The following is a 25,415-nucleotide window of genomic DNA, read 5'->3' as shown; positions in this document are numbered from 1 at the left end:
CTAAAGTCTATTTCGTTTCTTCCTTCCATCCTAACAGAAGTGTCGCAATGAAAGCACCTGCTACGGCAATCACAAATCCGATTCCATAGTTGATCGGATCCTGAGCGATAGCAAACATCGGAATACCCGTCAGTCCGATTCCGTTTGCCATTACTTGCGTGAATACGACGTAGGCTCCGCCAAGAGCTCCCCCGATGGCGGCGCCGATGAATGGACGGCGGTGCTTCAGGTTCACCCCGAAGATCGCAGGCTCCGTGATTCCGAGGAATGCCGAAACAGCTGCAGGGACCGCGATTTCTTTCGTCTTTTTATTTTTCGTTCTGAAGAAGACAGCAAGTGTCGCCCCGCCTTGCGCGACGTTTGCCATCGCCCAAATCGGAAGCAGATAGTTACCGCCGACATTCGCGAGCAATTCCGCTTCAATCGCATGGAAGCTGTGATGAACGCCGGTCAAGACGATGGTTGAGTAGAGTCCTCCGAAAATCATTCCCGCAATCGGTCCCGCTGTATTGTAGACAACATCCAATACGGTTGTGATGCCGTTACCAAGCACCCTTCCCAATGGACCGACAACCAACAGCGCGATGAATCCTGTGAAAATAACGGTTAAGAAAGGCGTAACCAATAAATCCACTGTGTTCGGCACTACTTTGCGCAAGCCTTTTTCAAGCTTCGCCATCACATAAACAGTCAATAGAACAGGGATGACAGTCCCTTGATAACCAAGCATTTCGACACCCATGCCGAAGAAATCAAGCGTTTCAGGTTTTGCATCCGCCAGCCCCCAAGGATTCAATAATGCAGGGTGGGTCATGATTCCCCCGATGACTGCCCCCAGATAGCCATTTGCTCCAAATTCCTTGGCTGCACTCATCCCGATCAAAATCGGCAGGATGATGAATGCGGCTGAAGAGAACATATCAAGCATAACAAACAGGCCGCTTTCAGGATCCACCCACTTGTATGTTTTCATCAATCCAAGAAGCCCCATCAGCATACCGGCTGCCACGATCGCCGGGATGATCGGTACAAAAATATTGGATAATGTCCGTGCAAAGCGGGCGAACGGGTTCATTTTACGCTTCGCTGCATCACTGTGAGACTCTCCCGTTGGGGACTTGTCTTCAACTGAAGCCCCGACAAGCGGACCGAAATGTTCAAACACTTTGTTGACGTTCCCTGTCCCAAAAATGATCTGGAACTGTCCAGAGCTTGAAAATGCTCCTTTTACGCCATCAAGTTCTTCGATGGCCCCCTTGTCGATCTGACTTTCATCTTCAATGACAAGGCGCAAGCGTGTCGCGCAGTGAGTCGCACTGACGACGTTATTCCTTCCGCCCAAAAGCGGCACTAGCTTCTCAGCTACTTCACGATGATTCATCAAAAATTCCTCCTCTATTTTCTATTCAGCAACAAAAAAAGACCTAAAATATATAAGAAAATAGAGGTAGGTCATTTGATAGACTTCTACCGCTGTCTTATACATTCTAGGTCTTGCCTGCATAATCAGTAACAATCCTCGATATAAAGTTGTTTTCGACAACATTCTACAATATGAAAACGGTACCGTCAACCGGTTTTTTATGAAAAAAGGGCCGCCGATCAGTAACGGGTTCTGTTTTGGAGTACAAAATGGCAATCTACACCGCAAAATGTGGTAGTAATTGCAGATGCATTTACAGATAATCTTACACGAAGAACCTCTCGAGCAAGATGAAAGAATCAGTATCATTGGATGATTAAATAAGGGGAGAAGTTTCCCTTAATAACGAAATCGAACTGAAAACAGTTAAAATAAAGGGAAAATTTACTTCTATTTACTTGAAAAACATTAAAATTGTGGATCTGTGCAAAATTAAAAGAAAATTTTTCCCTTATTTACCCCTATCCAAGCGAGCTTCAACAGATTAACGGGAAAATTTTCCCTTATTTATATCTTTAGTTACTCTATAAAGGATAAGGCATCCTATGCACCTGAAAATTCCCAACCTGTTTTTTAGTTTAATAAGGATTTACCTAATTTTCACCACTTTCAACTTTGGAGACCAAACAAACTCATTAGCTAGATTATAAAAAACATTGTAATTGAAGCGTTACAGAAAGTTCTGTACCGCTTCAATTTTAGTGCCGTTTCGGTAACAAATTAATATACAAATTAGATTCCGAATTCCTTAAAAAGCTTGGTATATCCAATAAAAAAAGGGTTGCAAAATCATGACGATTTGCTTCCCTTTTTCCAATGTTTTTAATAGGTTGTCCCTTAAAACAGAACCCGTTAGCCGATTAGCTGCCTTTTTTCAGTAGATTGTGTTTTGGATCGTTCTTCTTTGAACGTAATTCCACCCGTATGTCTTTAAAAAATGACACTCCCATCAGAATGATGACGATCGCAAATGGCAGGGCTGCGATAATCAGCATGTTCTGAAGACCCTGGGTCCCGCCGAAGTAGACGACTGCAGCGGCCATCATGGACTGGATGAGGCCCCATGCCATTTTAATCTGATTGTCTGGATTCAACCTTCCATTTGTGCTGAGCATTCCCAGAACAAATGTGGCAGAATCTGCAGACGTAATGAAGAAAATGGCGATGACAAAAATCGTCAGAATCGACATGAACGTACCGAGCGGATACTCTGCGAGTGTTCCAAATGTGGAAGTCTCCAGGCTGAATTCGGAAATGGCCGCCATCCCCAGGTTTTCCAACCGTAATGCCGAAACCCCGAATACGGAGAAGAAGATGAAGCATACGAGGGAAGGAAGCAATAGAACGCCAAATAAAAATTCCTTGATCGTACGTCCTTTTGAAATCCTCGCAATGAAGATCCCCACGAAAGGTGCCCAGGAGATCCACCACGCCCAGTAGAAAATGGTCCATCCATTGATCCATGTCCGGCTTTCCGGGTCCATCGGTGCAATCCTGAGACTCATTTTAAAGAAATCTGCAACATAGCTGCCAAGGGTATGTGTAAACATATTCAATATGAGCAGCGTCGGTCCGACGATGAATAATAGCACCAGCAGAAGAGCGGCGAGCCCCATATTGATGTTACTCAGGTATTTAATCCCCCTACCGATACCCGACCATGCGGACCAAATAAATAGAATGGTAGAGACCGTCAAGACGATGAGCTGGACGGTAAAATTGTTTGGTATACCAAATAAGAATGAAAGTCCGCCGGTTATTTGAGCGGATCCAAAACCGAGAGTGGCCGCAACACCGACTACCGTCGCGAAAACGGCCAGGACATCGATCCACTGACCCAGGAATCCTTTCATCCGCTTTTCTCCAAATAGCGGGATAAGCGTAGCGCTGATCAAGCCCGGGGCCCCGCGGTTGAATTTAAAGTATGCCAGGACCAGTGCCACGATTCCGTAAACGGCCCATGCATGGATTCCCCAGTGGAAAAACGAATACTTCAATGCATCTTTCACAGCTGCATCAGTCCCGGCTTCTGCCGCCGGACTGCTGATGAATGCATGTGAAATCGGTTCAGCCGTTGTCCAGAAGACAAGGCCCATCCCCATCCCGGCACTGAAGAGCATTGCAAACCATGATGAGTTGCTGAACTCCGGTTTATCGTTTTCTTTACCAAGTTTTATTTTTCCGTACCGCGAGAACATTAAATAAACACAGAATAGAAGAATGGCAATGACAATCAATAAATAAAACCAGCCGAATTTATTTAAAATTCCCTGCGTGACCGATGCCGTGAATTTTTCCAGTTTCTTTGGAGCTGCAGAACCCCAAACGACAACGATCAATGTAATAAATAATGCATACCAAAATACTCTTGTTGCCTGTTTCATGCTTCACCTCTCGATAATTATGTACCTTACCTATGTTAACATACCTCTAATTTCAATCCAGGAAACCACCTTGTGATCAATTTTTATTGGAAAGCCCTGGCTCTACTCAGACGCAAGTCAGTGGAAAAGAAAATGAATGAACCAAGGAGGCACTAACCTCCTTGGTTCATTCGTTTTTAGCGGGACTGTCATGCAGCCTCCAATATTAATGATAATCTCCAACCGTAATCAAAATCGTGAAGCATGTCTGTCATTCGTTATTCGGTTCCGACTGTCCCTACAGTAATCTTTGAATATGCAGGGCAATATAAGCAATTTCGGATTGGGGAAATTGGATGTCGTATTCTTCCTGCAAGTATTCAGTTAATTGTTTTGACGTTTGATAAGCAGATTCATATTTCATCTTAATGAGATCGAACATATCCTCATCAATCGGATCGAACTGATCGCCCTGCTGGATCCTGTTCAGGGCAAACCTGAGATGCGTGATGAGCCGCTGATAATTGATACTGGACTCTTCGACTTCGATATTCAGGATTTCTTCGATTTTATCGACGAAGTCTCTTAGAATCGTCGCCTGCTTCAAAGACTCGCTCATGGATGGGGCGTCCATTTTTGCCGTGTGGATGTGAAGGGCTATGTGGGCTGCCTCATCTTCCGGAATGTCGATTCCGAGTTTATTCTTGATCTCTTCCTTCGCCCATAAGCCGACTTCATATTCCTTCTTGTACAGCATCTTGATCTCGTTCAGCAGTTTATTCTGAATCGGAATGCCCTGCTCGAGCCTTTCAAGTGCAAAAGAAAGATGGTCCGTCAGCGCGATGTGAATATGATCACTAAGTGGTGCATGGAGATGGCCTTCCGCAAAAGAGATGATATTTTCCGCTATTTCAATGTGTTCCTCCGGCAGTGTCGCCAGCAGCTGTTGGAACTTCTCAGAGGAGTTTCCGTGCAGGACAAATATCTTCTCAATCTTGTCCTTCGGGATGATATCATTCCGCTTCTTCTGAAACGCAATCCCGCTCCCCATCACAATCTTCTCCTGCGGTCCGTCCACAACCACCACCGCATTATTGTTCAAAATCCTAAAAATACGCATAAGGGATCCTCCGTACTTGTCATTAATTTTAATGTTACCATGATTGGGAGAAAGTTTACATTGATAACGAGTTGAATTCTTCCGCTATCAAATCGGTACAAAAATTATGTGCGTTTCTATAAAAATGGTATTGACAATAAAATAGACAATCCAGTAAACTATTTTCATAGCCACTAACGAGGCATACATATTGAACACGGGGCATTAGCTCAGCTGGGAGAGCGTTTGGCTGGCAGCCAAAAGGTCAGCGGTTCGATCCCGCTATGCTCCATACCAAAAAGCAGGGAAAACCTTTATGGTTTTCCCTGCTTTTTTATTTATCTACTGGTTTTATAGCAAAGTGACTCCTTTTTTAGTCTATAAGTTCAAGGTTTATATTCACCCTGCCCAACCAAATATTCTTTTAGTAGATTGGTTTCCCCCTGATTTTTCCTCAGGAATTCCAGCATCCATATCCCCCGCCTCTTTATACCCCGTCATCAATAGAGGATTATCAACGATCCTCACAACCGCTCCCTTCGGTACAATATCAAAAATATCTTGAACGTCCTCATTGGACAGCCGGATACACCCCAGCGATCGATCCTTCCCGATGGAATCCTCCTCATATGTCCCATGAATGGCGTAATCACCCATACCGAGACCAGCGGCACCAAACATATCCGGGCTGATCCCAACTGGTTCCACGACTCGATCCAGAACAGTGAATGTCCCTTCCGGAGTGGAATCATTTCTCCCCAGGCCCACTTGTTTCAACTCCATTAAATAGGGAGAACTTTTCACCATCAGAGTAAATGATCTCTTATCCACGATGACCTCGACAGGATGAAAAGGAATTTGAATGGCGTCTGTGATATTGGGATAGACCATTTTTTCTAAGCTTGGAGCATGCGGATCATATACCCAGCCGCCTTTGCCTGAATGAGTGGGTGAGACGCCATTCGAACCAAGGTATTGCTCCTTTGGGATGTAGCTGAGGTAATTATTGGGGTAATTGTCCACAAGGGCATCAAGAGCAGGCGGCGCAGATCCTTTTTCATTTATATACGCCTCCAGGGCCGTTCGCAAAAGATTGGTTCCAATGTAGGTATTCGAGTAAGGATCAATGGCAGCCTGCTGGCTGTTCAAGAACCGGATTTTGACTGAGTCATCAATGGCGGAATTGTACTCAGCCATCACAAATGCCTGGGATTTTATCCTATCGCTCTTTAATGGGAGGACCTTAAGGGAAAGGCCGGGATCGGCTGTCCAGACACCGTATAACAGAACACTCTTGTTCGATTGCCCCTTTCCTATTCGCACCACCTTGTTATAAATAGTATCCTCCACCTCTTGAAGCGTGGTATCTTCAGGAAAATAAACAACGTAGGGGATGTCTTCAGTCTCATATACCACTTCTTTATCCGTCCCCCAACCCTTTACATTTGAGGCGATCGCCCTGAGGGAATCCGCCTTCCAGAATAAAATGGCAACCAGAAACAAGTTAAAAAGAATAAGGAACACGATAAGGGACTTCATATAAACAGGAATTTTTTTCCGAACCGCCGGCAGGGGCCTCGGGGGAGGATTGATTCTTTCCTCCAGAGACTTATAGGCCCTTTTTGCTTGAAAATAATATGGGGACTGCGCGTCTGCAGCATGTTTATAATGAAGATAAGCCTTCACCAGCGCTCCCTCTTCTTCACATTTCTTTCCGACATAGTAATGCGCCTCGGAATTGTCGGGATCCTTATAGCGGAGGACCTTCTCATAATACTGCGGGTCATCCCGCGATACGTATACATTCCGGTGCAGCCTCATTAAGTTCTTTTTCACATGACTCTCAAACAAGCTCATCGGCCGTCCCCCCTTCACCTTATATTTATTATGGGAACGGGGCTAATAGACCAAGTGCCATATGCGTGGAAATCAATGGACATAGCTGATATTTTACAAAGAAAGAAATCCTCCTTATACTGAAACAATAGTCGTCGAAGGGTAGTGATATAGAATGCTTTACATATGGAATATCGAAAAAATCATCCAGCAGACATTATCCGATCACAACTTAGAGATCAAGTATGAATCGAACAATCAGCTCACTGTGCCGATGAGTTATAACGTATCCCACAACACAATCAGATTCAATTACCTGAAAATCAATGGGTATATAGCGAAATTGAATATAAAAGAGACAAAGGAGAACCTTGTGAAAATCGTTCTTTACCGTGTGCTCGGCTATTATCTGGACTTTAAGAAGAATAAGCATGACACGAGGATTCTGATGTATGGTGACAAAAAGGAAATAAAAGAGTTAAATGCGCTGATCGAGAAGAACGCCTGGGTGTATGGGCGGACACTGGTGCCTGAAGAATTGCTCTCCGCTTATGATAAAATGTATGAATTGGATAAAGTGTTGTTGTAATAACTGGACATGATGAAAAAGCTCCCTTCTTGGACAGGGAGCTTTTCCTATTAAGGTTGAAAAAAGGGGCGGAGGCTCCTTTTTTTGTGGAGAAAAAGGATATGCTTATTAGTTCTCAGCCCCAGGATCTACATAATCCGGATAATCAGTAATGATGGCGTCAACTTTCATTTCGAATAGAAAGTCTGCCGCTTCTTGACTGCGTACCGTCCATGAGCCTATTTGCATATCAAGGGAGTGGACTTCATCGACTAATTCTTCAGACACAATCCCATAGCTTGGGTTGAACCATTCCGCATAGGTTGAAAACTCCTGCAAAGCTTCCGCTGTTGTATCGGCAAGATGATACGTCAGTACACCGATGGGAACTTGAGGAAGAAGCTGATCCATCTTTTTCATGGATTCAAAGTTAAAAGATTGAATGATGATTTTTTCATTCTGGGGTTTATCCAGATTTTGTTTTTCTAATGCTTCTGCCACTTCTTTTTCAATGCCAGGATAAAGCTCCGGAGCCTTTAATTCTATTAAGATCCCAACTTTACCGTGGTAACGCTCAAGAACCTCTTCAAATGTCGGGATCGTTTCTCCAGCAAATTGTTCCCCTTTCCAGCTTCCTGCATCAAGGCTTTTAAGCTGCCCAAGTGTTAACTCCCCTACTTTTCCAGTTCCATCTGTCGTACGATCCACCGTTGTATCATGGATCACCACTAATTCACCATCTTTACTTCTTTGAACATCGATTTCAATATAATCGGATTTCATATCAACTGCCAGATCAAAACCAGCAATCGTATTTTCAGGAGCATAACCCGCTGCCCCGCGGTGCGCTACATTATCTACCTGTTTCCTCTCGCCTGCTGTAGGCTCTTCTGCAAACACCTGACTGATCGGGCTGAATAACAACGAAAAGGCAACCCCTGTACCTACTAATAATTTTTTGCTCATTTTATTCATCTCCTAACTAAAATATGTATTCACCTACATTCTAGAAAAGGGATGTTAAACCGATATGTTGATACAATTAGAGCTTGATAAAGATATTGTTAACAAAATCCGGTCTTTTTCCTCACGTTTTTTTACAAAGTTACTTGCTAATAATGTCGCGCCAGTGCCAAATAAAAAACCGGTGGTCAGCTGCCTGATCCCCGGCAATCCTTACAATTTCTAATACTCACCCTTTAAAATAAAGCAATACAATGAGGAAAATAATGAGTCCTATTAAGAAAAGCGGGCCAACCCCCATACTGTATACGATGTAGATTTTAGCGTGGAGGATAATCCGGATGACATGGATGATAAGTAAGAAGAAAAGAACAAAGATGACGGCATTCACATTGGCGTTCCGTTTCAAAGAATCAGCCCCTATCTAGAGCTTTACTAGTCTTCCAATAATAAAAATTGAACTTGTACTATGAATCTTTTTATATAGATATTTCACTTCAGCTATTATTATTCGTCCATTTTCCTCAGCCTGACCCATTCATCGGAGATTGGCGTCTATATTCTTAAAAAAACGTCTGCCATATAAATGGCAGACGCTTATATTATTCTTCTAGTTTTGAATATACCGATTAAAAACTTCACCAAAGTCTTTTCTCGTATTCGCATTGTAATGATCATTCATCCATTCAAATGCAAAGCTCGTCGTTTCCTTGAATTCATTCGAAATGTCATTATCATGGAAGCGATTATTTGCGATGAGGTCCCTGGCCATTGATAAACTCTTTTCTGCAGAATCGATTTTACGCTTTGCTTCTTGCTGTATGTGGGAGATAGCAAGTAGTGATTTGTAAAGGTCGGCGATTGCCTCTCCTTCTTTTTTGTCGATATCCACGGAAAAGGCTTGATTGCCCATGGTAAATTTAATTTCAAGATCCAAATCGATGGTGCCGGCTGTTTCTATGGATACGTTGCTGATTGGATGCTGATAATACTCATAACGGTAAAGGTTTCGTTTGCTGCTGGAGGCTTTCTCACCGTCTAAATGAATGAGCGCACGATTGGTGAAGCAGTATTCGTCGGTTTTGGACTTGATCAGGAAGTGGATTTTCTCTCCATCTTCATTTAGGACGTAATCATCTGACTGTGTTTTATCAAAGTCTTCTCTTTTGATGATTTTTCCGATGTCACTGATACCCAATGCATCACTTGCGAATTTCTTTAGCATGATTGATAACCTCTCTTTTCTTTTTTATTGATTTGGTGTTTTTACAATCCATCTAAATAGTAAGACATATATAAACACCCTGCTAATACCGCTGTTGATTTCCGTGCAAGACTTCGCTTTCCGCGGGCGGTTGGTGAGCCTCCTCGGCATTCGCCTGCGGGGTCTCACCTAACACGTTTTTCCCGCAGGAGTCTTCATCTTGCACTCCAATCAACAGCTGGAACGAGTTAAAACATAGATAAGCTTTAATAGAGACTAAACCTAAAAATCTCTCACTACTATGCTATCAATAAAAGGGTGAAAATGTAAGTATTTTAATAGGACCAACATCTTATGCATATGCTGAAGGAAATCATTTATATCTCCCATTCAATGTAATGAAAAAGAGCTCGAGGCAGCAGGGCCTCAAGCTCTATCAATGATCAAATTAATAAATCAGATACTCTTCACGTACTTCTTTAAATTCTTCAAGTTCTACTTCCCACTGTTCAACCATTTCATCGACACTTCTTCCTTCTTCTATTCCTTCTCGAACCCATCCGTTTCCGATGAGGTTATCGAAGAATGAGATGCCTGCGCTGTTTTCTGCGCGGAATTGGAAGTCTTCCGGATACATGTCATGAATAGTCTTGACGATGTGCAATCCTGTTTCTACAGGTTTGAAATCTTTTCTGTCAGTGACATGGATTTGGATCCCGTGTGACAGTTTTCCGGCGTGCTTGGATGATGCCGGAGTGAAGGATGCCGCTCTGAAGGTAACGCCTTCAAGTTCCAGGCCATTCAGTGCTGCTGCAAGGTCGGCTGCATTGATGAAAGGAGCACCGATCAGTTCGAATGGCTTTGTTGTTCCACGGCCTTCGGATACATTTGTCCCTTCGATCAACGCTGCACCCGGGTACACCAATGCCGTATCAAGTGTCGGCATATTAGGTGAAGGCATCACGAACTCCAGTGGTGTTTCATCATAATACATGCTGCGTTTCCATCCTTCCATTTCCACCACGGTCAGGTCTGCGCCAATTTCAAATTCAGTATTGAATAGCTTTGCAAGTTCCCCGACTGTCATACCATGGCGAAGCGGGATGCTGTATTTACCGACGAATGAAGAGTACTCCATGTCAAGCACCGGCCCTTCAACTTCTTTCCCGCTTAATGGATTTGGACGGTCCAGTACGACGATCGGGATATTATTTTCTTTTGCCGCTTCCATGGCATATGCCATCGTGTAGATATAGGTGTAGAAGCGAGTTCCTACATCCTGGATATCAAATAGCAGGACTTCAACATTTTCAAGCATTTCAGGTGTCGGCTTTTTCGTTGCTCCATATAAGCTGTATACCGGAAGGCCCGTTCTTTCATCGATATAGAATTCTACATATTCACCAGCCTGTGCATCCCCGCGGACACCATGCTCCGGTCCGTAAAGGGCTGTCAATTCAACATCCGGGTCATTATGCAAAGTGTCTACGATACTGTTCAGCTCTTGATCGACTCCTGTAGGGTTCGTGATCAAGCCTACTTTTTTCCCTTCGATGAGGTGCTTTTCTTCTTTTAGAAGCTGCTCGACACCAAGTGAGAATTCCTTATGCTTGCCTTTCCCCTTTCCATGTCCGTAACCGTTACCTTTTCCGTTATTATCATGGGCAGACCCTGCTGACATCGTCGATAGGACCAGGACCAATGTGAGTAGTGCAATCATCCACTTTTTCAAGAACTTTCCCTCCTGTTTTTATAAAATAGTGCTGGTAATCACCGCTGTTGATTTCCGTGCAGGACTTCGCTTTCCGCGGGCGGTTGGTGAGCAGGTCTCACCTAACACACTTTTCCCCCAGGAGTCTTCGTCCTGCACTCCAATCAACAGCTAAAACCAGCTGAAATCAACAACAATTTTCATTTAGCCAGTAAAATTAATACGTCAAGCCGCGACCAAATTCGTATAGAGTGCCTTCATCCACGCCTGGGATTGATACCGGCAGCTTGCCGCCAGGTGTGTTCGTTCCGAAAATCGTCGCCGCGGTTGCTTTAAAGCTTGCTGTACGGAATCCGTATTGAGCAAGATACGCGTCCACTTCGCTGTTATACGCCATGACGTCATATGGGTTACGGATACCCAGTGCAATCACCGGTGCTTCTGTTACTTCCCCTAACGTTTTTACCATCTGCATCTGCACACTCTCAGGAGATCTGCCTGAAACATTATAAGTGTAGGTTCCGACAATGACAGCTGATGCATCTCTAATTTCTGCTTTCTGCTCATCTGTCAGCTGATAGGTTGATGCAACCTCGATGACAGATGTATTTTCATGCTGCTCTTTCACGGCATTCCCAAGGTCCTGGACAAAAGATCTTCCTACTACGACGATCTTTTCATCTTCAGACGGGTTCATGGGAAGTGCATCCTCGTTCTTCACAAGTGTGACGGAGCGTTCTGCCGCTTCTTTTTCAACTTGCTTATGTTCTTGGGATCCAACGATTTCACTTGCCTGTGCGATTTTTTCTTCCAATGGAAGAGGTGTTTCTTCCTTGATGACACCACGCTTGATTTTCAGAGTCAGGATTCTTTCAACCGACGCTTCAATTCTGTCAACTGTCAGTTCCCCGCTGTCGACCGCATCGAGCAGCCCTTGTCTTACTTCACTTAGTCCGACTGGCATAAGGACGATATCCGTTCCTGCTTTCACTGCTCTGACAGCAGCATCCACTGGGCCGAAATGATCTGCGATCGCCTTCATGTTCATCGCATCTGTCGTGATGAGACCTTCATAGCCCATTTCTTCCCGCATCAATTCTGTCAGCACTTTATGAGAAAGAGTGGCTGGGACTGCAATTTCTTCTCCTGTTTTTTTCGATATTGCTTTGGAATCGTCAATCTTAGGGAACGTGACGTGTGCCGTCATGATCGCATCGATTCCAGCATCCATGGCCTTCTGGAATGGATACAGTTCCACTTCCATCAAACGTTCTTTATCATGCGGGACTTCAGGAAGCCCTAAGTGAGAATCCACCGCCGTATCCCCGTGACCCGGGAAATGCTTGGCTGTGGCAGCTACACCGGTTGATTGAAGTCCTTCAGTGTAAGCCACACCCATTTCCGCGACCAAATCAGGATCTTCCCCGAAAGAACGAACACCGATTACCGGGTTGTCAGGATTATTATTGACATCCATCACCGGTGCAAAGTTGACGTTAATTCCAAGAGAATGCAGCTCTTCACCGATTGCTTTTCCCACGTTATGGGCAATCTCAGGTGATCTTGTGGCACCCAATGCCATATTCCCCGGAAAATCGGTTCCGGATTGAAGTCGTGTAACAATCCCGCCTTCCTGGTCGATTGTCATAAGTAAACCGTATTTTTCTGCAGCCTCTTGATAATCAGCTACCAATTTCGTCGTTTGTTCCGTTGTGACCACATTTTCACGGAATAAAATAACCCCTCCGAGATGATAGTCTTTTACCAATTGTTCGATTTCAGGAAGCATTTCTGTTACATTTTCACCGTTCCAATTTCTGAAGTCAGGCATCAGCATCTGACCGATTTTTTCTTCGATTGTCATGTTCGCGATGGCCTCGTCTACAAGGTCATAGCGCTCTCCTTCTTCCTTCACGATCATAGTCTTGGATGCCGGTTTGCCTTTCTTCCCTTTTTCAGGAGCAGGCTTTACATGAACAGCAATGCGATCTGTGAAGTCCCCGTTCGTCAAAGTGATAAAGGATTTACCGTTCTGACCGGTTAACGTGACTTTTCCGTTTTCATCAACAGACGCTACATTCTTGTTGGATGAACTCCAGTCCAGGCCTTCCGACACAAAGGTGAAGTGTCCGTCCGCGTAAACATTCATTGCTTTCAATCCGATTTCCTCACCTGTATTCGAAACAACCACTTGCGGAGCATTCTGATAGATGATGAGATCTTTCAACGGACTCTCTGCTTTCGCTTGATTCATCGGCATTCCAGAGATGATCATCGCCAGTACGAGCACCGTTAAAGAGAATACCTTGTACGTATGTTTCATCCTTTCTCCTCCTCTATTTCTATTTAATAACTTCGTTTCTCCCAACCTGTGAAAACAGGGGAAAGCTTTTCACCATTTGAAAGCTTCAGCTCGATATCTTTCACATACCAGCCTCTATAATTGGCATACGAATCTGTTTCGTAAGTAAAACGAATGAATTTTGTGCCCGCAGGTATCAAGACTTCTTCTTCTGACCAGTCTTCACTGTTTCCAGTAAAAGAAGTTCCGGCAGCCGTCCACGTTTCTCCATCAGTCGATGTTTCGACATGACCGAAGTCGGAATCTTTCTCGATCCGATACCAGGTATCAAAGAATAAAGAAGCATCCTCCCCAACATTCACTTCTGCTGTCAAACTGCGGTTCAATTGATCACCATATCCAGAAAACCAAGCATCCTCTTTTTTAGGCATTTCCACAGGAATCGAGTCTGCGACTAATCGCGCAAAGGGACGTCTGGCCGTATTGGTCGATACCGTGCTTCGTGATGGATGGACACGGTTTGTCAGCAGGATGGCAATCGTGTCATTATCCTGGTTGACAACGATTGATGTTCCTGTATAGCCTGTATGACCAAGAGAGTTCTCATCTGATAACCCATCCATGAACCAGCCCTGGTTCAATTCCCAGCCTAGCCCGTGGTCATCACCCGGAAATTCGGGGATTTGATTTTCAGAAAGCAGTTTGATCGTTTCAGGCTTCAGGATCTGCTTACTTCCATAGCGCCCTTCTTTTACAAACATGTGAGCAAATTTCGCCAGGTCTTCCGCTGTGGAGAATACCCCTGCATGCCCTGCAACACCGTCCAGCGACCAGGCATTTTCATCATGTACTTCCCCCCATACAAGCCCTCTTCCGATCGCCGGCTGATATTCAGTTGCAGCGATTCTTTCTTTCAGCGAAGCTGGAGGGTTATACATCGTATCCTTCATTCCCAGGGGCTGAGTTATATTTTCTTCCACAAATTCATCTAGACGCTGCCCGGATAATCGTTCGATGATGGCACCTAATGTAATCATGTTTAAATCACTGTATGTATAGGCGGTGCCGGGTTCGTTCGCAAGCGGATGATTGAATACAATCTGCATCCTGTCTTCCCTATCTTTCCCCTTACTATAAAGAGGAATCCATGCCGTGAACCCAGATGTGTGTGTCATCAACTGCCTGATCGTGACGTCTTCTTTCCCATTTGCCGCAAATTCCGGTATATAGTCCGCAACCGGATCATCCAGCCCGAAAGCTCCATCCTCGTAAAGGATCATCGCTGCCGTCGTGGTGAAGATTTTACTGATGGATGCGAGGTCGAAAATCGTATCCTTCTCCATCGAGATCGGAGAATCTGTTTCAGTGAAATCACCATCCGTGTAGCGGTAAGCCTCCCCGTAAGCATCATGCTTTACGATATGCCCGCTTCTGGCGACAAGAGCCACGGCCCCCGGCATGACACCTTCAGCAATCTTCTCTTCCATCAAAGGATCTATTCTGTCTAAAGTCGATTGAATCATGCCTGCTCCACGAGCTGAACCCGGGTGGAGGACAGGCGATGAAGGTGCCGGATTCCCCCATGTGAATGCAGGATGTGCCCGGACATTTTCTGCTTGGGGTACTGCCCTGTCATTTTCCCCACCTTGAGCAAGCACTGCGGGACTAAATAACGAGGTACACATTAAAGCGGTTAAAGCAATTGAAACTGGTTTCTTTTTCATCCATTTTTACCTCCTTCTGCCCATAAATGTAAGGGTTTCCATTTTACTCTACTATTCTAGTTTATGGAATTAAAAGTATAGATGTCTATACCACATAAGTCCTGTTAATGAGCAGAATGTCGGAATTAGGTATGACATATGGACTGTTTTGAATATTTTGATTATTTATGTCGAGCTGGAATAGAGCTTTGTAGGTTAAGAGAATAAAAGTTAGCAGGGGTATTAACCCATCCATCTTTGAACCCATAACACTGCTTATATATAATCTTCACTAAGAAACCTTTTAGAAAAGGGGGTAACCAGCATGAGTAAACCTATCATCGTCCTGATCAGGAAGGATCTTCGTCTGCATGACCATCCCGCGCTTTATCATGCTTCAAGGGAGGCGCAGGTCATTCCGCTCTACGTACATGATGAAAGCCTGTCAGGGTCTGGTGAAGCAAAGAAATGGTGGCTTCACAGGAATCTGGAGCATTTCCAGGAATCACTTGAAGCGATCGGCGGTTGCCTGCTGTTTGATAGAGGCGAACTGAAAAAGGTGCTCCCAAAGTGGATTAAAAAAACAGGGGCAAGTGCCGTTTACTGGAACCGGGTATACGAACCCGGGACATTTGAAAGTGATAAGAAGCTTGCCGATGAGCTGTCTGAGGAAGGAATAACAGTGAAGACTTATGAAGGTACCCTTTTGATGCCCCCGTGGAAAATTACGAAAAGTGACGGGTCGCCTTATAAAGTGTACACGTCATACTATAAGACTCTCAGAAAAGAAGAGATCCCGAAGCCTGTTCCGAAAGTGAAATCATTGTCTGCCCCTGATATTGATGATAAAGGACTATCACTTAATGACTTACACCTGTTTCCGAAAATCGCCTGGTATAAAATCATGGACAACATCTGGAATCCAGGTGAAAAGGCAGCGATCAAACGATTGAAGCGGTTCAGTAAAGAAGTCCAGGATTATGATGAGGGAAGGGATTATCCCGCGGCAGGTATCCATTCCACACTCTCCCCTTACTTGGCAGTCGGCGCTGTTTCAGTAAGAAGTGTGTTCCACCATTTCACTGAACGAATTGAAACACAAACCGAGCCGTTCATCAAACAGCTGATATGGAGGGACTTCTCCTATTCCGTCCTCCTTCACTTCCCACAGTCGCCGAAAGAGCCGCTTCATGAGAAGTTCAAAGCATTCGAGTGGGAAGCCGATGATTCACATTGGCAAAGCTGGATCAAAGGAAAAACCGGTTATCCGATTGTCGATGCCGGCATGAGGGAATTATGGGCGACCGGTTTCATGCACAACCGTATCCGGATGATCACGGCCTCCTTTTTAACCAAACATCTATTGATTCCATGGCAAAAGGGAGCAGAGTGGTTCCTTGATACGTTGATTGATGCCGATACCGCCAATAACTCGATGGGCTGGCAATGGGTAGCCGGCAGCGGCTTCGATTCGTCCCCTTACTTCCGCATCTTCAACCCGACCCTTCAGAGCAAGAAGTTTGATGGTGACGGGAAGTACATCCGGATGTGGGTACCTGAACTTAAAGATATGCCGTCCAAGTACATCCATTCCCCTTCCTCAGCACCTGATGATGTTTTGGAAGAAGCGGGAGTGAAACTTGGTGTGGACTATCCGAACCCGATCGTCGATCATAAAGCTGCCAGGAAGAGGGCGCTTGAACGGTTTGAACAAATAAAATAAACAGGAATACCGCCAGTGAGATGGCGGTGTTCCTGTTTATTTTTTCACACACTCTTGTGGAAAGATTTTTTTGAATAAGAGAGCTGTACTGAATGTCATCATAATTAATATAAGAACGCTGGCAAACGGAGCAAGACCCCTGCCTTCTTCAAATCCGTCCAATATCCCCGAGTAAACCCCTGCCATAATGGCTGTTAAGATGAGGCTGATTGTGCGCATAAAATCCCCCCTTTAAACTGTTGATCAGCAATTAAATAAAGGCCACGGCAAATGCCACTGTCCAGCTCCCTGCCAGAAAAATGAGGCTGGAAAGAAAATAGAGGCTTATCCCGTATGTACCGGCTGCTTCATATTGATGTTTATAGGCATTGTTCGTGATGAATTTTGCTGTTGTACCAGCTGCATTCTTACTCGCCCGATTGGTGATGTTTGTAATCCAGCCCAACCCGAAGAAACAAAGGCTCGTGACGAAAATCGTATCTATGAAACTCCATTCTCCAAGCATGCTCAGGGTATAAGACCCGCCTGTCATTAAAAGAAGGATGATAAAAATGATCGTGCCTTTAAGGAATTTAGGATGAATCAATCTTTGTAATGATTTTCCGATAAAGTCAATAGCAAATGCCCCCGCCGTCAATGCAATTAAAAGGACGATTGTAAAACCGACATTCACATAATAATTCATGATCTCCCTCCCTGACGCTTTCAAATAAGAATGATGTGTTCAACTCTTTATACGGTGTGTGGTTGGAAAAAGTTTCAATTAATTCACCATGTTTTCCACAAATTGCAAAACTTTCTCCCAACTGTATACGTCAAATTGGTAGAATGGAGAGGACGAAAGCGGGTGATTTTTTGCATAAAAATCAAAGAGAAGCCTTTCCTGACTCATCAAGGGACCTCATCCTGGAAAAAGCGATGAGTGAATATGGCAACGACATTTATTACATAGTGTATTCGTACGTGAAGGACCACAGCCTCGCTGAAGACCTGACGCAGGAAGTGTTTGTGAAGGTCTACAGGAAGATGGATACCTTTCGCGAGGAATCATCGTTAAAGACATGGATCGTCCGCATGGCGATCAATCACTGTAAGGACTATTTAAGGCGATGGGATACGAGGATGATTTCTTTCACAAATACCATCAATGATATGGTGAAGGGAAAGTTCGGCACGCCTGAGCAAAGTCTCATTCAAGAAGAAACCAACAGTGAACTAATAGAGAAATTATTATCGCTGCCAGTGAAATATCGTGAAATCATTTTTTTATTCTATTTTGAGGAAATGAAGCTGGCCGAGATTGCTCAGTGTATGGATCTGAACATCAACACAGTCAAAACACGTTTAGCAAAGGGAAGAAAGTTGTTGGGGGCAGCATACCAAAGCAGTGAGGTGTATAACAATGGATAAATTGAGTCGACTGCGTGGAATGATGAAAGAAGAAACATTTAAAGGTCATGGATTTACTGATGAAATGAGAAGAAATATATTAAATGAGATACATTCTGGCGGAAGCAAATCTTCCTATGGAAAGAAGTCTGTGCTTGCCCCGGTGATGACAGCCGTATTCATGCTTGCCTGCCTTACTCTGTTTGTATATATAGGCGGGAGCCAGCTTGAGTTATTCCAGGGGAAGAATGCGAGCCAGGCTGACTTTCAGCAGCTGGACCTGAAAGTTGATGAAGATGACACAAAATGGAGTGAAAAAATCAAATTGCCTTCCGTAGTTCCATTTGAAGTGGTGGACCGAACTTACAAAACCACTCCACATGATGGATTTGATACCTTTTCTATAAAATTATTCGGACCCGAGAAACAGAGATTGACGATCAGTATGGATATCGGACTTGAATCAGGAACACCCGCCATGTACGAACCGGTAAAAATCCGGGGTGTGACAGGAAGCTACCGCGAAAATCGGGAATTAAGAACAAGCCACCTAGTATGGTATGAAGACGGAATTTTCTACTCCATGGGTTACAACCCCCGCATGTCAGATATGGTTCTTGATAAAGCAGATATGGTGAAGATAGCAGAGTCTTTTCAGAACTGAACGAGAAAATGATTATGTCACAGGACATAATCATTCTTTCGTTTAATTAGACCCATAGGTTGTTTTAACATAGTTATTGTTTTTATCATAATAAACCTTTTTCCAGAATTGCTCACTTGTATCATTGTAGTTGTATATAACGTAATAGGTCGTCCTGTTAAGCCCCTCATATTTCCACGATAGACTTCCGTATCCTCCCGGAGGCCCTTCAATGCTTCTATTGTAATCCCCTGCAGCCGAAGCCGGGGTTACAAAGAGCATCATTGCAGAAAAAATCAGTCCCAATGCAAACATTGCTTTCATTCCATTTTTCCATGCATTTTTCAACCTGCCATCTCCCTACTATTCCATTATTTACAAATTACAATACTCTCTAAGCATAATTCCATTTATTGTATTTTTCAATAGAATAATAGTCAAAAAGGAGGGAATAAATGTTCATCAAAAAAGAGGGGCATGCATTTTACACCACCGGCATTCACTTATGATTCTATTTTCTTTCTCCCTTTACAGCCCGCATGTCTTCATTCTCCACATATAAATGGACAACAAGGGTTTGCTCTTTTACTTCCTTGTTCGAATCCAATAGGGTTTCAAATGAGGTTTTAATGATCCTTCCTTCAATAAAGCAGGACTCTTTTCGTTCATCCTTGAAAGTTAATAAAGTCCCTGCCTCTTTCATCTTCAACAATGGAGTAATGTCTTCGAACTCCTGCTTATGAAAAATTTCGGAATGGCCCTCTACACAAAAGTGAACGTACACAGCACAACTCCCCTTCATCAAGTTTATAGTTTACGCATGTAGTACCCGACTATGCTGGAACCAAAACATACCTCGATGAAGGGGAAGACGAAGATCTGTTAACAGGAGGACACTGAAACTCGGCCTCATAAAAAGCAATATTTCACTCTTTACTTTTCGAAATTTTCCTTATTTTCTAATACACTCGTGATATACTCTTTTTAAAGGAGAGCTGTTTTCTAAAAGATTGTTGCTTTTCGTACATAATCCACTAGTCCGGATACAGCTTGTAGACTTGTTCTTTTCGTACTCAAGCTTACCAAAAGACAGACTTACCATCAGTGTGCAAAGCAACAACGTATACGAAAAGAGCCGGAAGGAGAGATGAAGATGACAACCACAACTTATCCAATCTTTGAAACGGATCGCCTGATTTTAAGGCAGATTACAAATGAGGACGTCAATTTTTTATTTGAACATTATACTTCCAGGGAAGTCCTGCAGTATTTCGGAATGAGCCCCATCTCTTCTAAAGAAGTGGCAGAGAAAATGGTAGAGAACTTTGAAAAGCAGTTCGAAGTTGGAGGCCCGATGCGCTGGGCGATCGTGGATAAAAGCACGGATGAGATGATGGGGACTTGCGGGTTCCACGGGATAGCAAAGTCCTATAAACGCTGTGAAATCGGATACGACCTTCATCCTGATTATTGGGGGAACGGTATTATGGGGGAAGCGTTAAAACCGCTTATTACGTATCTTTTTATAGAAAGAGAAATGAACCGTATCGGAGCGGTCATTGTCCCAAATAACCAGGCTTCTTCCAGAGTTGTGGAGAAACTCGGTTTCCGCCGGGAAGGGCTGCTGCGGGAATATATCCTGCAGGAAGACACCATGTATGATGCTTATATGTATAGTATGTTAAAGAAAGAATGGCTGGATTAGTTATGAGATAACCCTGGTTGGGCAATAATGGTCAGTGCAGATGAAACAATTGCGCAAGCACCTGGTTATGCCCGGCACACTTACGGCGAGCTTGCAAAAAGGTGTCCTTTGCCTTATGGGAAGCTCGCTTTTTTGCATTTTCCAGGATGCCGGCGCTGGACGACCTCGTCCATTATGAAGAAGGAGGCTGGTTGTATGGTTCAGCAGCTATTTCATCAATTCTTGCGCTGGCCTTTATTATTGCGGATTTTCCTGATAGCCATAAGTCTGATGACGTTATTTGGCATCCTTATACATTTTATCGAGCCTGACACGTTTCCGTCCTATTTTGATGGAATCTGGTGGGCCATCATCACGATGTCGACAGTAGGCTACGGTGACCTGGTACCCGCTTCAAACGAAGGCAGGGTTTTCGGTATCATCCTTATCTTGGTCGGTGCTGGTTTTCTATCTACATACTTCATTACATTAGCGACTAATACAGTGATGTCACAAAATGCATATATGGAAGGGAAAGCTGAATTCAAAGGAAAGGGACACGTGGTGATCATAGGCTGGAACGAGCGTGCCAGGGAGATTATCAGTCAATTGAGCTCCCTTCATTTCCGCGGGGAGATCATTCTGATTGACGAAACGCTAGAAAAGAATCCATACCGGAATCACCATATCCATTTTATCAAGGGGTCCCCATTTAAGGATAAGGTTCTGAAAAAAGCAAGTATGCAGGAAGCTTCGGTCGCCATCATCACCGCGGATCAGAACCGAAACGAAGTGGAAGCCGATATGCATACGGTCCTGACGCTGCTTGCGGTAAAAGGCAATCACCCCGATGTGTATACTGTCGTGGAAATCCTTCAGAAAGACCAGGTCATTAATGCTGAGCGTGCGGGGGCAAATGAAGTGGTTCAAACCAACATGCAGACAAGCTTTGTCATGATCAACAGCATCATTTCACAGGGGATGTCAAAAACCATCCTGAAACTGCTGAATCACCTTAAAGGAAATCACCTTCAGCTTGTACCGATCACAGAAGACTGTGTAAATGAAACCTTTCAAAGTTTAAGCCAGAGGCTTCTGGATAGAAATATCATTCTGCTCGGAATCAAAAAGGGGGATGAAACCTCTGTGAACCCCCCGTTGACGACCGTGGTCGAAGCTTCGGATGAATTGCTTGTCATCACAAATTAAGGTATACGAAAAGAAGCTGACTCTATTCCATTGAGTCAGCTTCTATCCTTTGTATGGCTTCCGATATTTAATTCGTCATGATGACATCTTCGAGTTCCTTTACGAGCTCCCGGCCGATGTCGACATATTTATCCGGAATACTTGCGTCAGGATCCTCCGGCTCGGAAAATTGATTGACCGTTCCGGAAAAGTCACCGGCAGATGCAAAGTCATCAAGACCTCTTTGATACTTGTGTCCAAGCAGGAACGGCTTGCCGAATTCTACCGTCGCCCCTCTGGAATCAAGCTGACCGTCAACTGCCCTGAAAGGAACACGCAGGAATTGATAGCCGACCTCGTCGTCTATTTTATAATCAAAGTACCCATGGTCATAATCCCAGTTACCGCCGATTGTATACCCGAGCGGTTTCAGCAGCTGTTCGAGCTTATACAATTGATAATGTTTACCTTCAATATTGGATGAAAGCTCAATCACTCACATCAATCCCCTTTCTTTAGGAGTAGTTTTTCCAAAAGAGGGGGAAAAATGTATAAAAAGAACGCGGAGAATTGGATTCTCACGCGCTCTTCATTCTGGTTATTTTAAACGTTTTTCCAATTCTGCTTTTTTCTCTTCGAATCCAGGTTTCCCAAGAAGGGCGAACATGTTCACTTTGTATGCTTCCACCCCTGGCTGGTCAAACGGATTGACGCCGAGCAGGTATCCGCTCATCGCACATGCTTTCTCGAAGAAGTATACCAGATAGCCGAAAGTGTAAGCATCCATCGCCGGAATTTCAACAATCAGATTAGGCACTCCGCCATCTGTATGGGCAAGAAGTGTCCCTTCGAATGCTTTGTTGTTCACAAAGTCGACGGTTTCCCCTGCAAGATAGTTCAAGCCGTCAAGGTCACTGTCAGCCTTTTCGATTTTCAGCTCGTGGCGCGGTTCCTGTACTTTGATAACCGTTTCAAAAAGATCACGGCGTCCTTCCTGAACATATTGTCCAAGGGAGTGAAGGTCTGTGGAGAAATTAGCCGAAGAAGGGAAGATCCCTTTCTGGTCTTTCCCTTCACTTTCGCCGAACAGCTGCTTCCACCATTCAGAAAAATATTGCAAGCCAGGCTCATAGTTTATCAGCATTTCAATTGTCTTGCCTTTGTTGTAAAGGACATTACGGACTGCTGCGTATTGATACGCCGGGTTCTCCGTCAATTCAGACTTGCTGAAGTCTTCGCGTGCTTCTGCAGCACCTTTCATCATTTGATCGATTTCAACACCGCTCACCGCGATCGGAAGCAGACCAACCGCTGTCAGAACAGAGTAACGGCCCCCGACATCATCAGGTACAACAAATGTTTCGTAGCCTTCGTCATTAGCAAGTGTCTTCAAGGCACCCTTTGCTTTATCCGTTGTAGCATAGATACGTTTGCGTGCTTCTTCGACACCATACTTCTCTTCCAGCATCTTGCGGAAAATACGGAAAGCGATCGCCGGCTCGGTAGTCGTACCGGATTTCGAAATCACGTTGATCGAGAAGTCTTTCCCTTCAAGCAGATCCATTAAATCTCTCATATAAGTCGAGCTGATGTTCTGCCCAAGGAAAAGCACCTGCGGAGTCGAACGCTTCTCTTTTGGAAGAGCATTGTAGAAGCTGTGATTCAGCATTTCGATTGCCGCACGGGCTCCAAGGTAAGATCCGCCGATCCCGATGACAAGCAGGATATCAGAATCATTCTTGATTTTTTCAGCTGATTTCTGGATGCGGGAGAATTCTTCTTTATCATAATCGACAGGAAGATCGACCCATCCCAAGAAGTCACTTCCTGCACCTGTTTGTTCGTGTAATGAATGATGTGCGACTTTCACTGCATCACTTAAGTATGTAAGTTCATGTTCTCCAAAAAACGATAACGCTTTTGAATAATCAAAACGAATGTGTGTCATAACCATCCTCCGATTAATTTATTTTCTTCTATCTCACTTTATCGAATGCTGAGACGATAATCAAGAACGCGCCATTTATGTAAGCGCAGTCATGATGAAATTTTTCTTCCCTTGATGATTTTCCCCTGTTTTTGGTGATTTAAAACAAAGATTTTGCTTCGAACTCCGCGGTTGATTTCCGTGGAAGACTACGCTTTCCGCGGGCGAGCGTGGAGCCTCCTCGGCAAGCCTGCGGGGTCTCCACTGCTTCGCTTTTCCCGCAGGATTCTGCGTCTTCCACTCCAATCAACCGCTGGAATCACCATAATATTAATAATGGAGGATAACTAAAAATAAACAAAAGGTGAGATTACACCATGAATTAATAGCAACTTTCGTTCATGTCCGATTTAATTAGTATTATCAACTTATAGAAAAAGAGCAGCCGTAAAAGCTGCCCTTTTCCAATGAACTATTATAAAGAAGCTCTAAGAATAGCAAGAACATCTTCTTTGTTGAGTTTGTTGAAGTTGCCGAATTCTCCGTTTGCCATTGCTTTGTCGGCCATGAGGTCGAGTTTGCTGTCATCGATGTCATAGTCGGCAAGGCTTGATGGGGCGCCGATTGAGCTCCAGAATTCACGAAGCTTTGAAATTCCTTCAAGCGCCGTTTCTTCTTCTGTTTTCCCGGTCGGGTCGACGTCGAATACGCGCTCCGCCATTTGTGCGAAACGTGAAGGGTTCACCTTCAAGTTGTGCTTCATCCAGTTCGGGAAGAGGATGGCAAGTCCGCCGGCATGAGGGATATCATACACAGCTGATACCGCATGTTCAATGTTGTGACTCGCCCAATCGCCGCGGTAGCCCATTTGGAGCATTCCGTTTAACGCGATTGTCCCTGAATACAAGATCGTTTCACGAAGCTCGTAATTCTCCAGATCATTAATCAATTTAGGTGCCGCTTCAATGACCGTTCTTAATGTGCTCTCACACATACGGTCCTGTAAAGGCGTGTTTGTTGCATCGTTAAAATACTGTTCAAATACGTGGGACATCATATCAACCATACCGTAAACGGTGTGATTTTTCGGTACCGTGAACGTATTCACCGGATCGAGGATCGAGAATTGCGGGAATGTCACAGGGCTTCCCCATCCGTACTTCTCCTGAGTTTCCCAGTTTGTGATAACAGACCCTGCATTCATTTCAGAACCCGTGGCAGCAAGTGTAAGCACCGTGCCGAATGGAAGGGCTTCATGAGCCACAGCTTTCTTCGTCACAAGATCCCATGCATCACCGTCATATTTCGCACCGGCTGCAATCGCTTTTGTACAGTCGATGACACTTCCACCGCCGACTGCAAGGAGGAAGTCAATGTCGTTTTCCTTACAGATCTTCACACCTTCTCTAACAGAAGAAAGACGAGGATTCGGATCTACACCCGGAAGCTCATGCACTTCTGCATCGATACTATTTAAAAGGGATACCACTTCATCATATAGGCCGTTACGTTTAATGCTTCCTCCGCCATAAACGAGAAGCACTTTCTTTCCATATTGAGGCACCAATTCTTTCAATTGCTCCACTTGACCCTTACCAAAGATCAGCTTTGTCGGGTTATAATAAGTAAAAGTATTCATCCTATGTTACCTCCTTTTATAATGACAGGCTTGCTAAATCCACGTCGCCT

At 44.3% G+C, this 25,415-nt stretch carries 23 protein-coding genes and 1 tRNA gene; 7 read left to right on the top strand and 17 right to left on the bottom strand.

The window, feature by feature from the left end; translation table 11 throughout:
* Positions 1–7: 7 nt before the first annotated feature.
* From HWX64_RS16240 to HWX64_RS16230, 3 genes are all read right to left on the bottom strand, one after another.
* Positions 8–1,381, bottom strand: a complete 1,374-nt coding sequence (locus HWX64_RS16240; protein WP_175990556.1) for a sucrose-specific PTS transporter subunit IIBC — start codon at positions 1,379–1,381, stop codon at positions 8–10.
* 902 nt (positions 1,382–2,283) lie between these two features.
* The gene (locus tag HWX64_RS16235) at positions 2,284–3,807 is read right to left on the bottom strand and encodes a BCCT family transporter (RefSeq protein ID WP_175990555.1); all 1,524 of its coding nucleotides are present in this window, start codon (positions 3,805–3,807) and stop codon (positions 2,284–2,286) included.
* 277 nt (positions 3,808–4,084) lie between these two features.
* Positions 4,085–4,906: a PRD domain-containing protein gene (locus HWX64_RS16230; RefSeq protein ID WP_175990554.1), complete on the bottom strand. Its 822-nt coding sequence runs from the start codon at positions 4,904–4,906 to the stop codon at positions 4,085–4,087.
* A 198-nt stretch (positions 4,907–5,104) separates the two neighbouring features.
* On the opposite strand from HWX64_RS16230, the gene HWX64_RS16225 reads away from it, so the two are divergent.
* Positions 5,105–5,177 (top strand) — tRNA-Ala (locus HWX64_RS16225).
* Between the two features lie 107 nt (positions 5,178–5,284).
* Here the strand turns inward: HWX64_RS16225 and HWX64_RS16220 are convergent.
* Positions 5,285–6,742 (bottom strand): L,D-transpeptidase, encoded by a 1,458-nt coding sequence (locus HWX64_RS16220; RefSeq protein WP_175990553.1) that lies wholly within the window; start codon positions 6,740–6,742, stop codon positions 5,285–5,287.
* A 154-nt stretch (positions 6,743–6,896) separates the two neighbouring features.
* Here HWX64_RS16220 and HWX64_RS16215 point away from each other — a divergent pair, with 154 nt between their 5' ends.
* Positions 6,897–7,310, top strand: a complete 414-nt coding sequence (locus HWX64_RS16215) for a hypothetical protein (RefSeq protein WP_175990552.1) — start codon at positions 6,897–6,899, stop codon at positions 7,308–7,310.
* A gap of 108 nt (positions 7,311–7,418) precedes the next feature.
* Here HWX64_RS16215 and HWX64_RS16210 read toward each other — a convergent pair whose 3' ends face one another.
* From HWX64_RS16210 to HWX64_RS16185, 6 genes are all read right to left on the bottom strand, one after another.
* Positions 7,419–8,255, bottom strand: a complete 837-nt coding sequence (locus tag HWX64_RS16210; protein WP_175990551.1) for a glycerophosphodiester phosphodiesterase family protein — start codon at positions 8,253–8,255, stop codon at positions 7,419–7,421.
* Positions 8,256–8,481: 226 nt separating this feature from the next.
* The gene (locus HWX64_RS16205; RefSeq protein ID WP_175990550.1) at positions 8,482–8,661 is read right to left on the bottom strand and encodes a hypothetical protein; all 180 of its coding nucleotides are present in this window, start codon (positions 8,659–8,661) and stop codon (positions 8,482–8,484) included.
* A gap of 201 nt (positions 8,662–8,862) precedes the next feature.
* Complete coding sequence (locus HWX64_RS16200; protein ID WP_175990549.1) at positions 8,863–9,477, bottom strand: PH domain-containing protein; 615 nt, start codon at positions 9,475–9,477, stop codon at positions 8,863–8,865.
* 427 nt (positions 9,478–9,904) lie between these two features.
* Positions 9,905–11,188: an exo-beta-N-acetylmuramidase NamZ domain-containing protein gene (locus tag HWX64_RS16195; RefSeq protein ID WP_175990548.1), complete on the bottom strand. Its 1,284-nt coding sequence runs from the start codon at positions 11,186–11,188 to the stop codon at positions 9,905–9,907.
* A gap of 196 nt (positions 11,189–11,384) precedes the next feature.
* Positions 11,385–13,442 (bottom strand): glycoside hydrolase family 3 protein, encoded by a 2,058-nt coding sequence (locus HWX64_RS16190; protein WP_254871202.1) that lies wholly within the window; start codon positions 13,440–13,442, stop codon positions 11,385–11,387.
* A 71-nt stretch (positions 13,443–13,513) separates the two neighbouring features.
* On the bottom strand, positions 13,514–15,193 hold the full coding sequence (locus tag HWX64_RS16185) for a serine hydrolase domain-containing protein (protein ID WP_175990546.1): 1,680 nt from the start codon (positions 15,191–15,193) through the stop codon (positions 13,514–13,516).
* A 304-nt stretch (positions 15,194–15,497) separates the two neighbouring features.
* Between HWX64_RS16185 and HWX64_RS16180 the strand changes: the two genes are divergently transcribed.
* Positions 15,498–16,895, top strand: coding sequence for a deoxyribodipyrimidine photo-lyase (locus tag HWX64_RS16180; RefSeq protein ID WP_175990545.1), 1,398 nt, complete (start codon positions 15,498–15,500; stop codon positions 16,893–16,895).
* Positions 16,896–16,931: 36 nt separating this feature from the next.
* On the opposite strand, the gene HWX64_RS16175 is transcribed toward HWX64_RS16180, so the two are convergent.
* Both HWX64_RS16175 and HWX64_RS16170 read right to left on the bottom strand, forming a co-directional pair.
* Entirely contained in the window at positions 16,932–17,114 is a 183-nt protein-coding gene (locus HWX64_RS16175) for a hypothetical protein (protein WP_175990544.1), read from the bottom strand.
* Positions 17,115–17,145: 31 nt separating this feature from the next.
* The gene (locus HWX64_RS16170) at positions 17,146–17,580 is read right to left on the bottom strand and encodes a hypothetical protein (RefSeq protein ID WP_175990543.1); all 435 of its coding nucleotides are present in this window, start codon (positions 17,578–17,580) and stop codon (positions 17,146–17,148) included.
* A 170-nt stretch (positions 17,581–17,750) separates the two neighbouring features.
* On the opposite strand from HWX64_RS16170, the gene HWX64_RS16165 reads away from it, so the two are divergent.
* Both HWX64_RS16165 and HWX64_RS16160 read left to right on the top strand, forming a co-directional pair.
* Positions 17,751–18,305, top strand: coding sequence for a sigma-70 family RNA polymerase sigma factor (locus tag HWX64_RS16165; protein ID WP_175990542.1), 555 nt, complete (start codon positions 17,751–17,753; stop codon positions 18,303–18,305).
* Positions 18,298–18,948, top strand: a complete 651-nt coding sequence (locus tag HWX64_RS16160; protein ID WP_175990541.1) for a hypothetical protein — start codon at positions 18,298–18,300, stop codon at positions 18,946–18,948. The genes HWX64_RS16165 and HWX64_RS16160 overlap by 8 nt, the downstream gene beginning before the upstream one ends.
* 42 nt (positions 18,949–18,990) lie before the next feature.
* Here HWX64_RS16160 and HWX64_RS16155 read toward each other — a convergent pair whose 3' ends face one another.
* On the bottom strand, positions 18,991–19,275 hold the full coding sequence (locus HWX64_RS16155) for a hypothetical protein (protein ID WP_175990540.1): 285 nt from the start codon (positions 19,273–19,275) through the stop codon (positions 18,991–18,993).
* Between the two features lie 163 nt (positions 19,276–19,438).
* A complete protein-coding gene (locus tag HWX64_RS16150; RefSeq protein WP_175990539.1) occupies positions 19,439–19,711 on the bottom strand; it encodes a hypothetical protein in 273 nt (90 codons plus the stop codon).
* Positions 19,712–20,080: 369 nt separating this feature from the next.
* Here HWX64_RS16150 and HWX64_RS16145 point away from each other — a divergent pair, with 369 nt between their 5' ends.
* A complete protein-coding gene (locus HWX64_RS16145; protein ID WP_175990538.1) occupies positions 20,081–20,632 on the top strand; it encodes a GNAT family N-acetyltransferase in 552 nt (183 codons plus the stop codon).
* Between the two features lie 195 nt (positions 20,633–20,827).
* Positions 20,828–21,820 carry a TrkA family potassium uptake protein gene (locus HWX64_RS16140; protein WP_175990537.1) on the top strand — a complete coding sequence of 331 codons (993 nt, stop codon included), beginning with the start codon at positions 20,828–20,830 and terminating at the stop codon, positions 21,818–21,820.
* Between the two features lie 67 nt (positions 21,821–21,887).
* Here HWX64_RS16140 and HWX64_RS16135 read toward each other — a convergent pair whose 3' ends face one another.
* The 3 genes from HWX64_RS16135 to HWX64_RS16125 form a co-directional block, all read right to left on the bottom strand.
* The gene (locus HWX64_RS16135; RefSeq protein WP_175990536.1) at positions 21,888–22,295 is read right to left on the bottom strand and encodes a YugN-like family protein; all 408 of its coding nucleotides are present in this window, start codon (positions 22,293–22,295) and stop codon (positions 21,888–21,890) included.
* 102 nt (positions 22,296–22,397) lie between these two features.
* Positions 22,398–23,747 (bottom strand): glucose-6-phosphate isomerase, encoded by a 1,350-nt coding sequence (locus HWX64_RS16130; RefSeq protein WP_175990535.1) that lies wholly within the window; start codon positions 23,745–23,747, stop codon positions 22,398–22,400.
* A gap of 454 nt (positions 23,748–24,201) precedes the next feature.
* Positions 24,202–25,365: an iron-containing alcohol dehydrogenase gene (locus HWX64_RS16125; protein ID WP_175990534.1), complete on the bottom strand. Its 1,164-nt coding sequence runs from the start codon at positions 25,363–25,365 to the stop codon at positions 24,202–24,204.
* Positions 25,366–25,415: the final 50 nt, after the last annotated feature.

The organism is Bacillus sp. Marseille-Q1617, assembly GCF_903645295.1.
GTDB lineage: Bacteria > Bacillota > Bacilli > Bacillales > Bacillaceae_B > Rossellomorea.
Note: the sequence above shows the minus strand (reverse complement) of the source record. Positions and strands in the feature narration are given on the sequence as shown.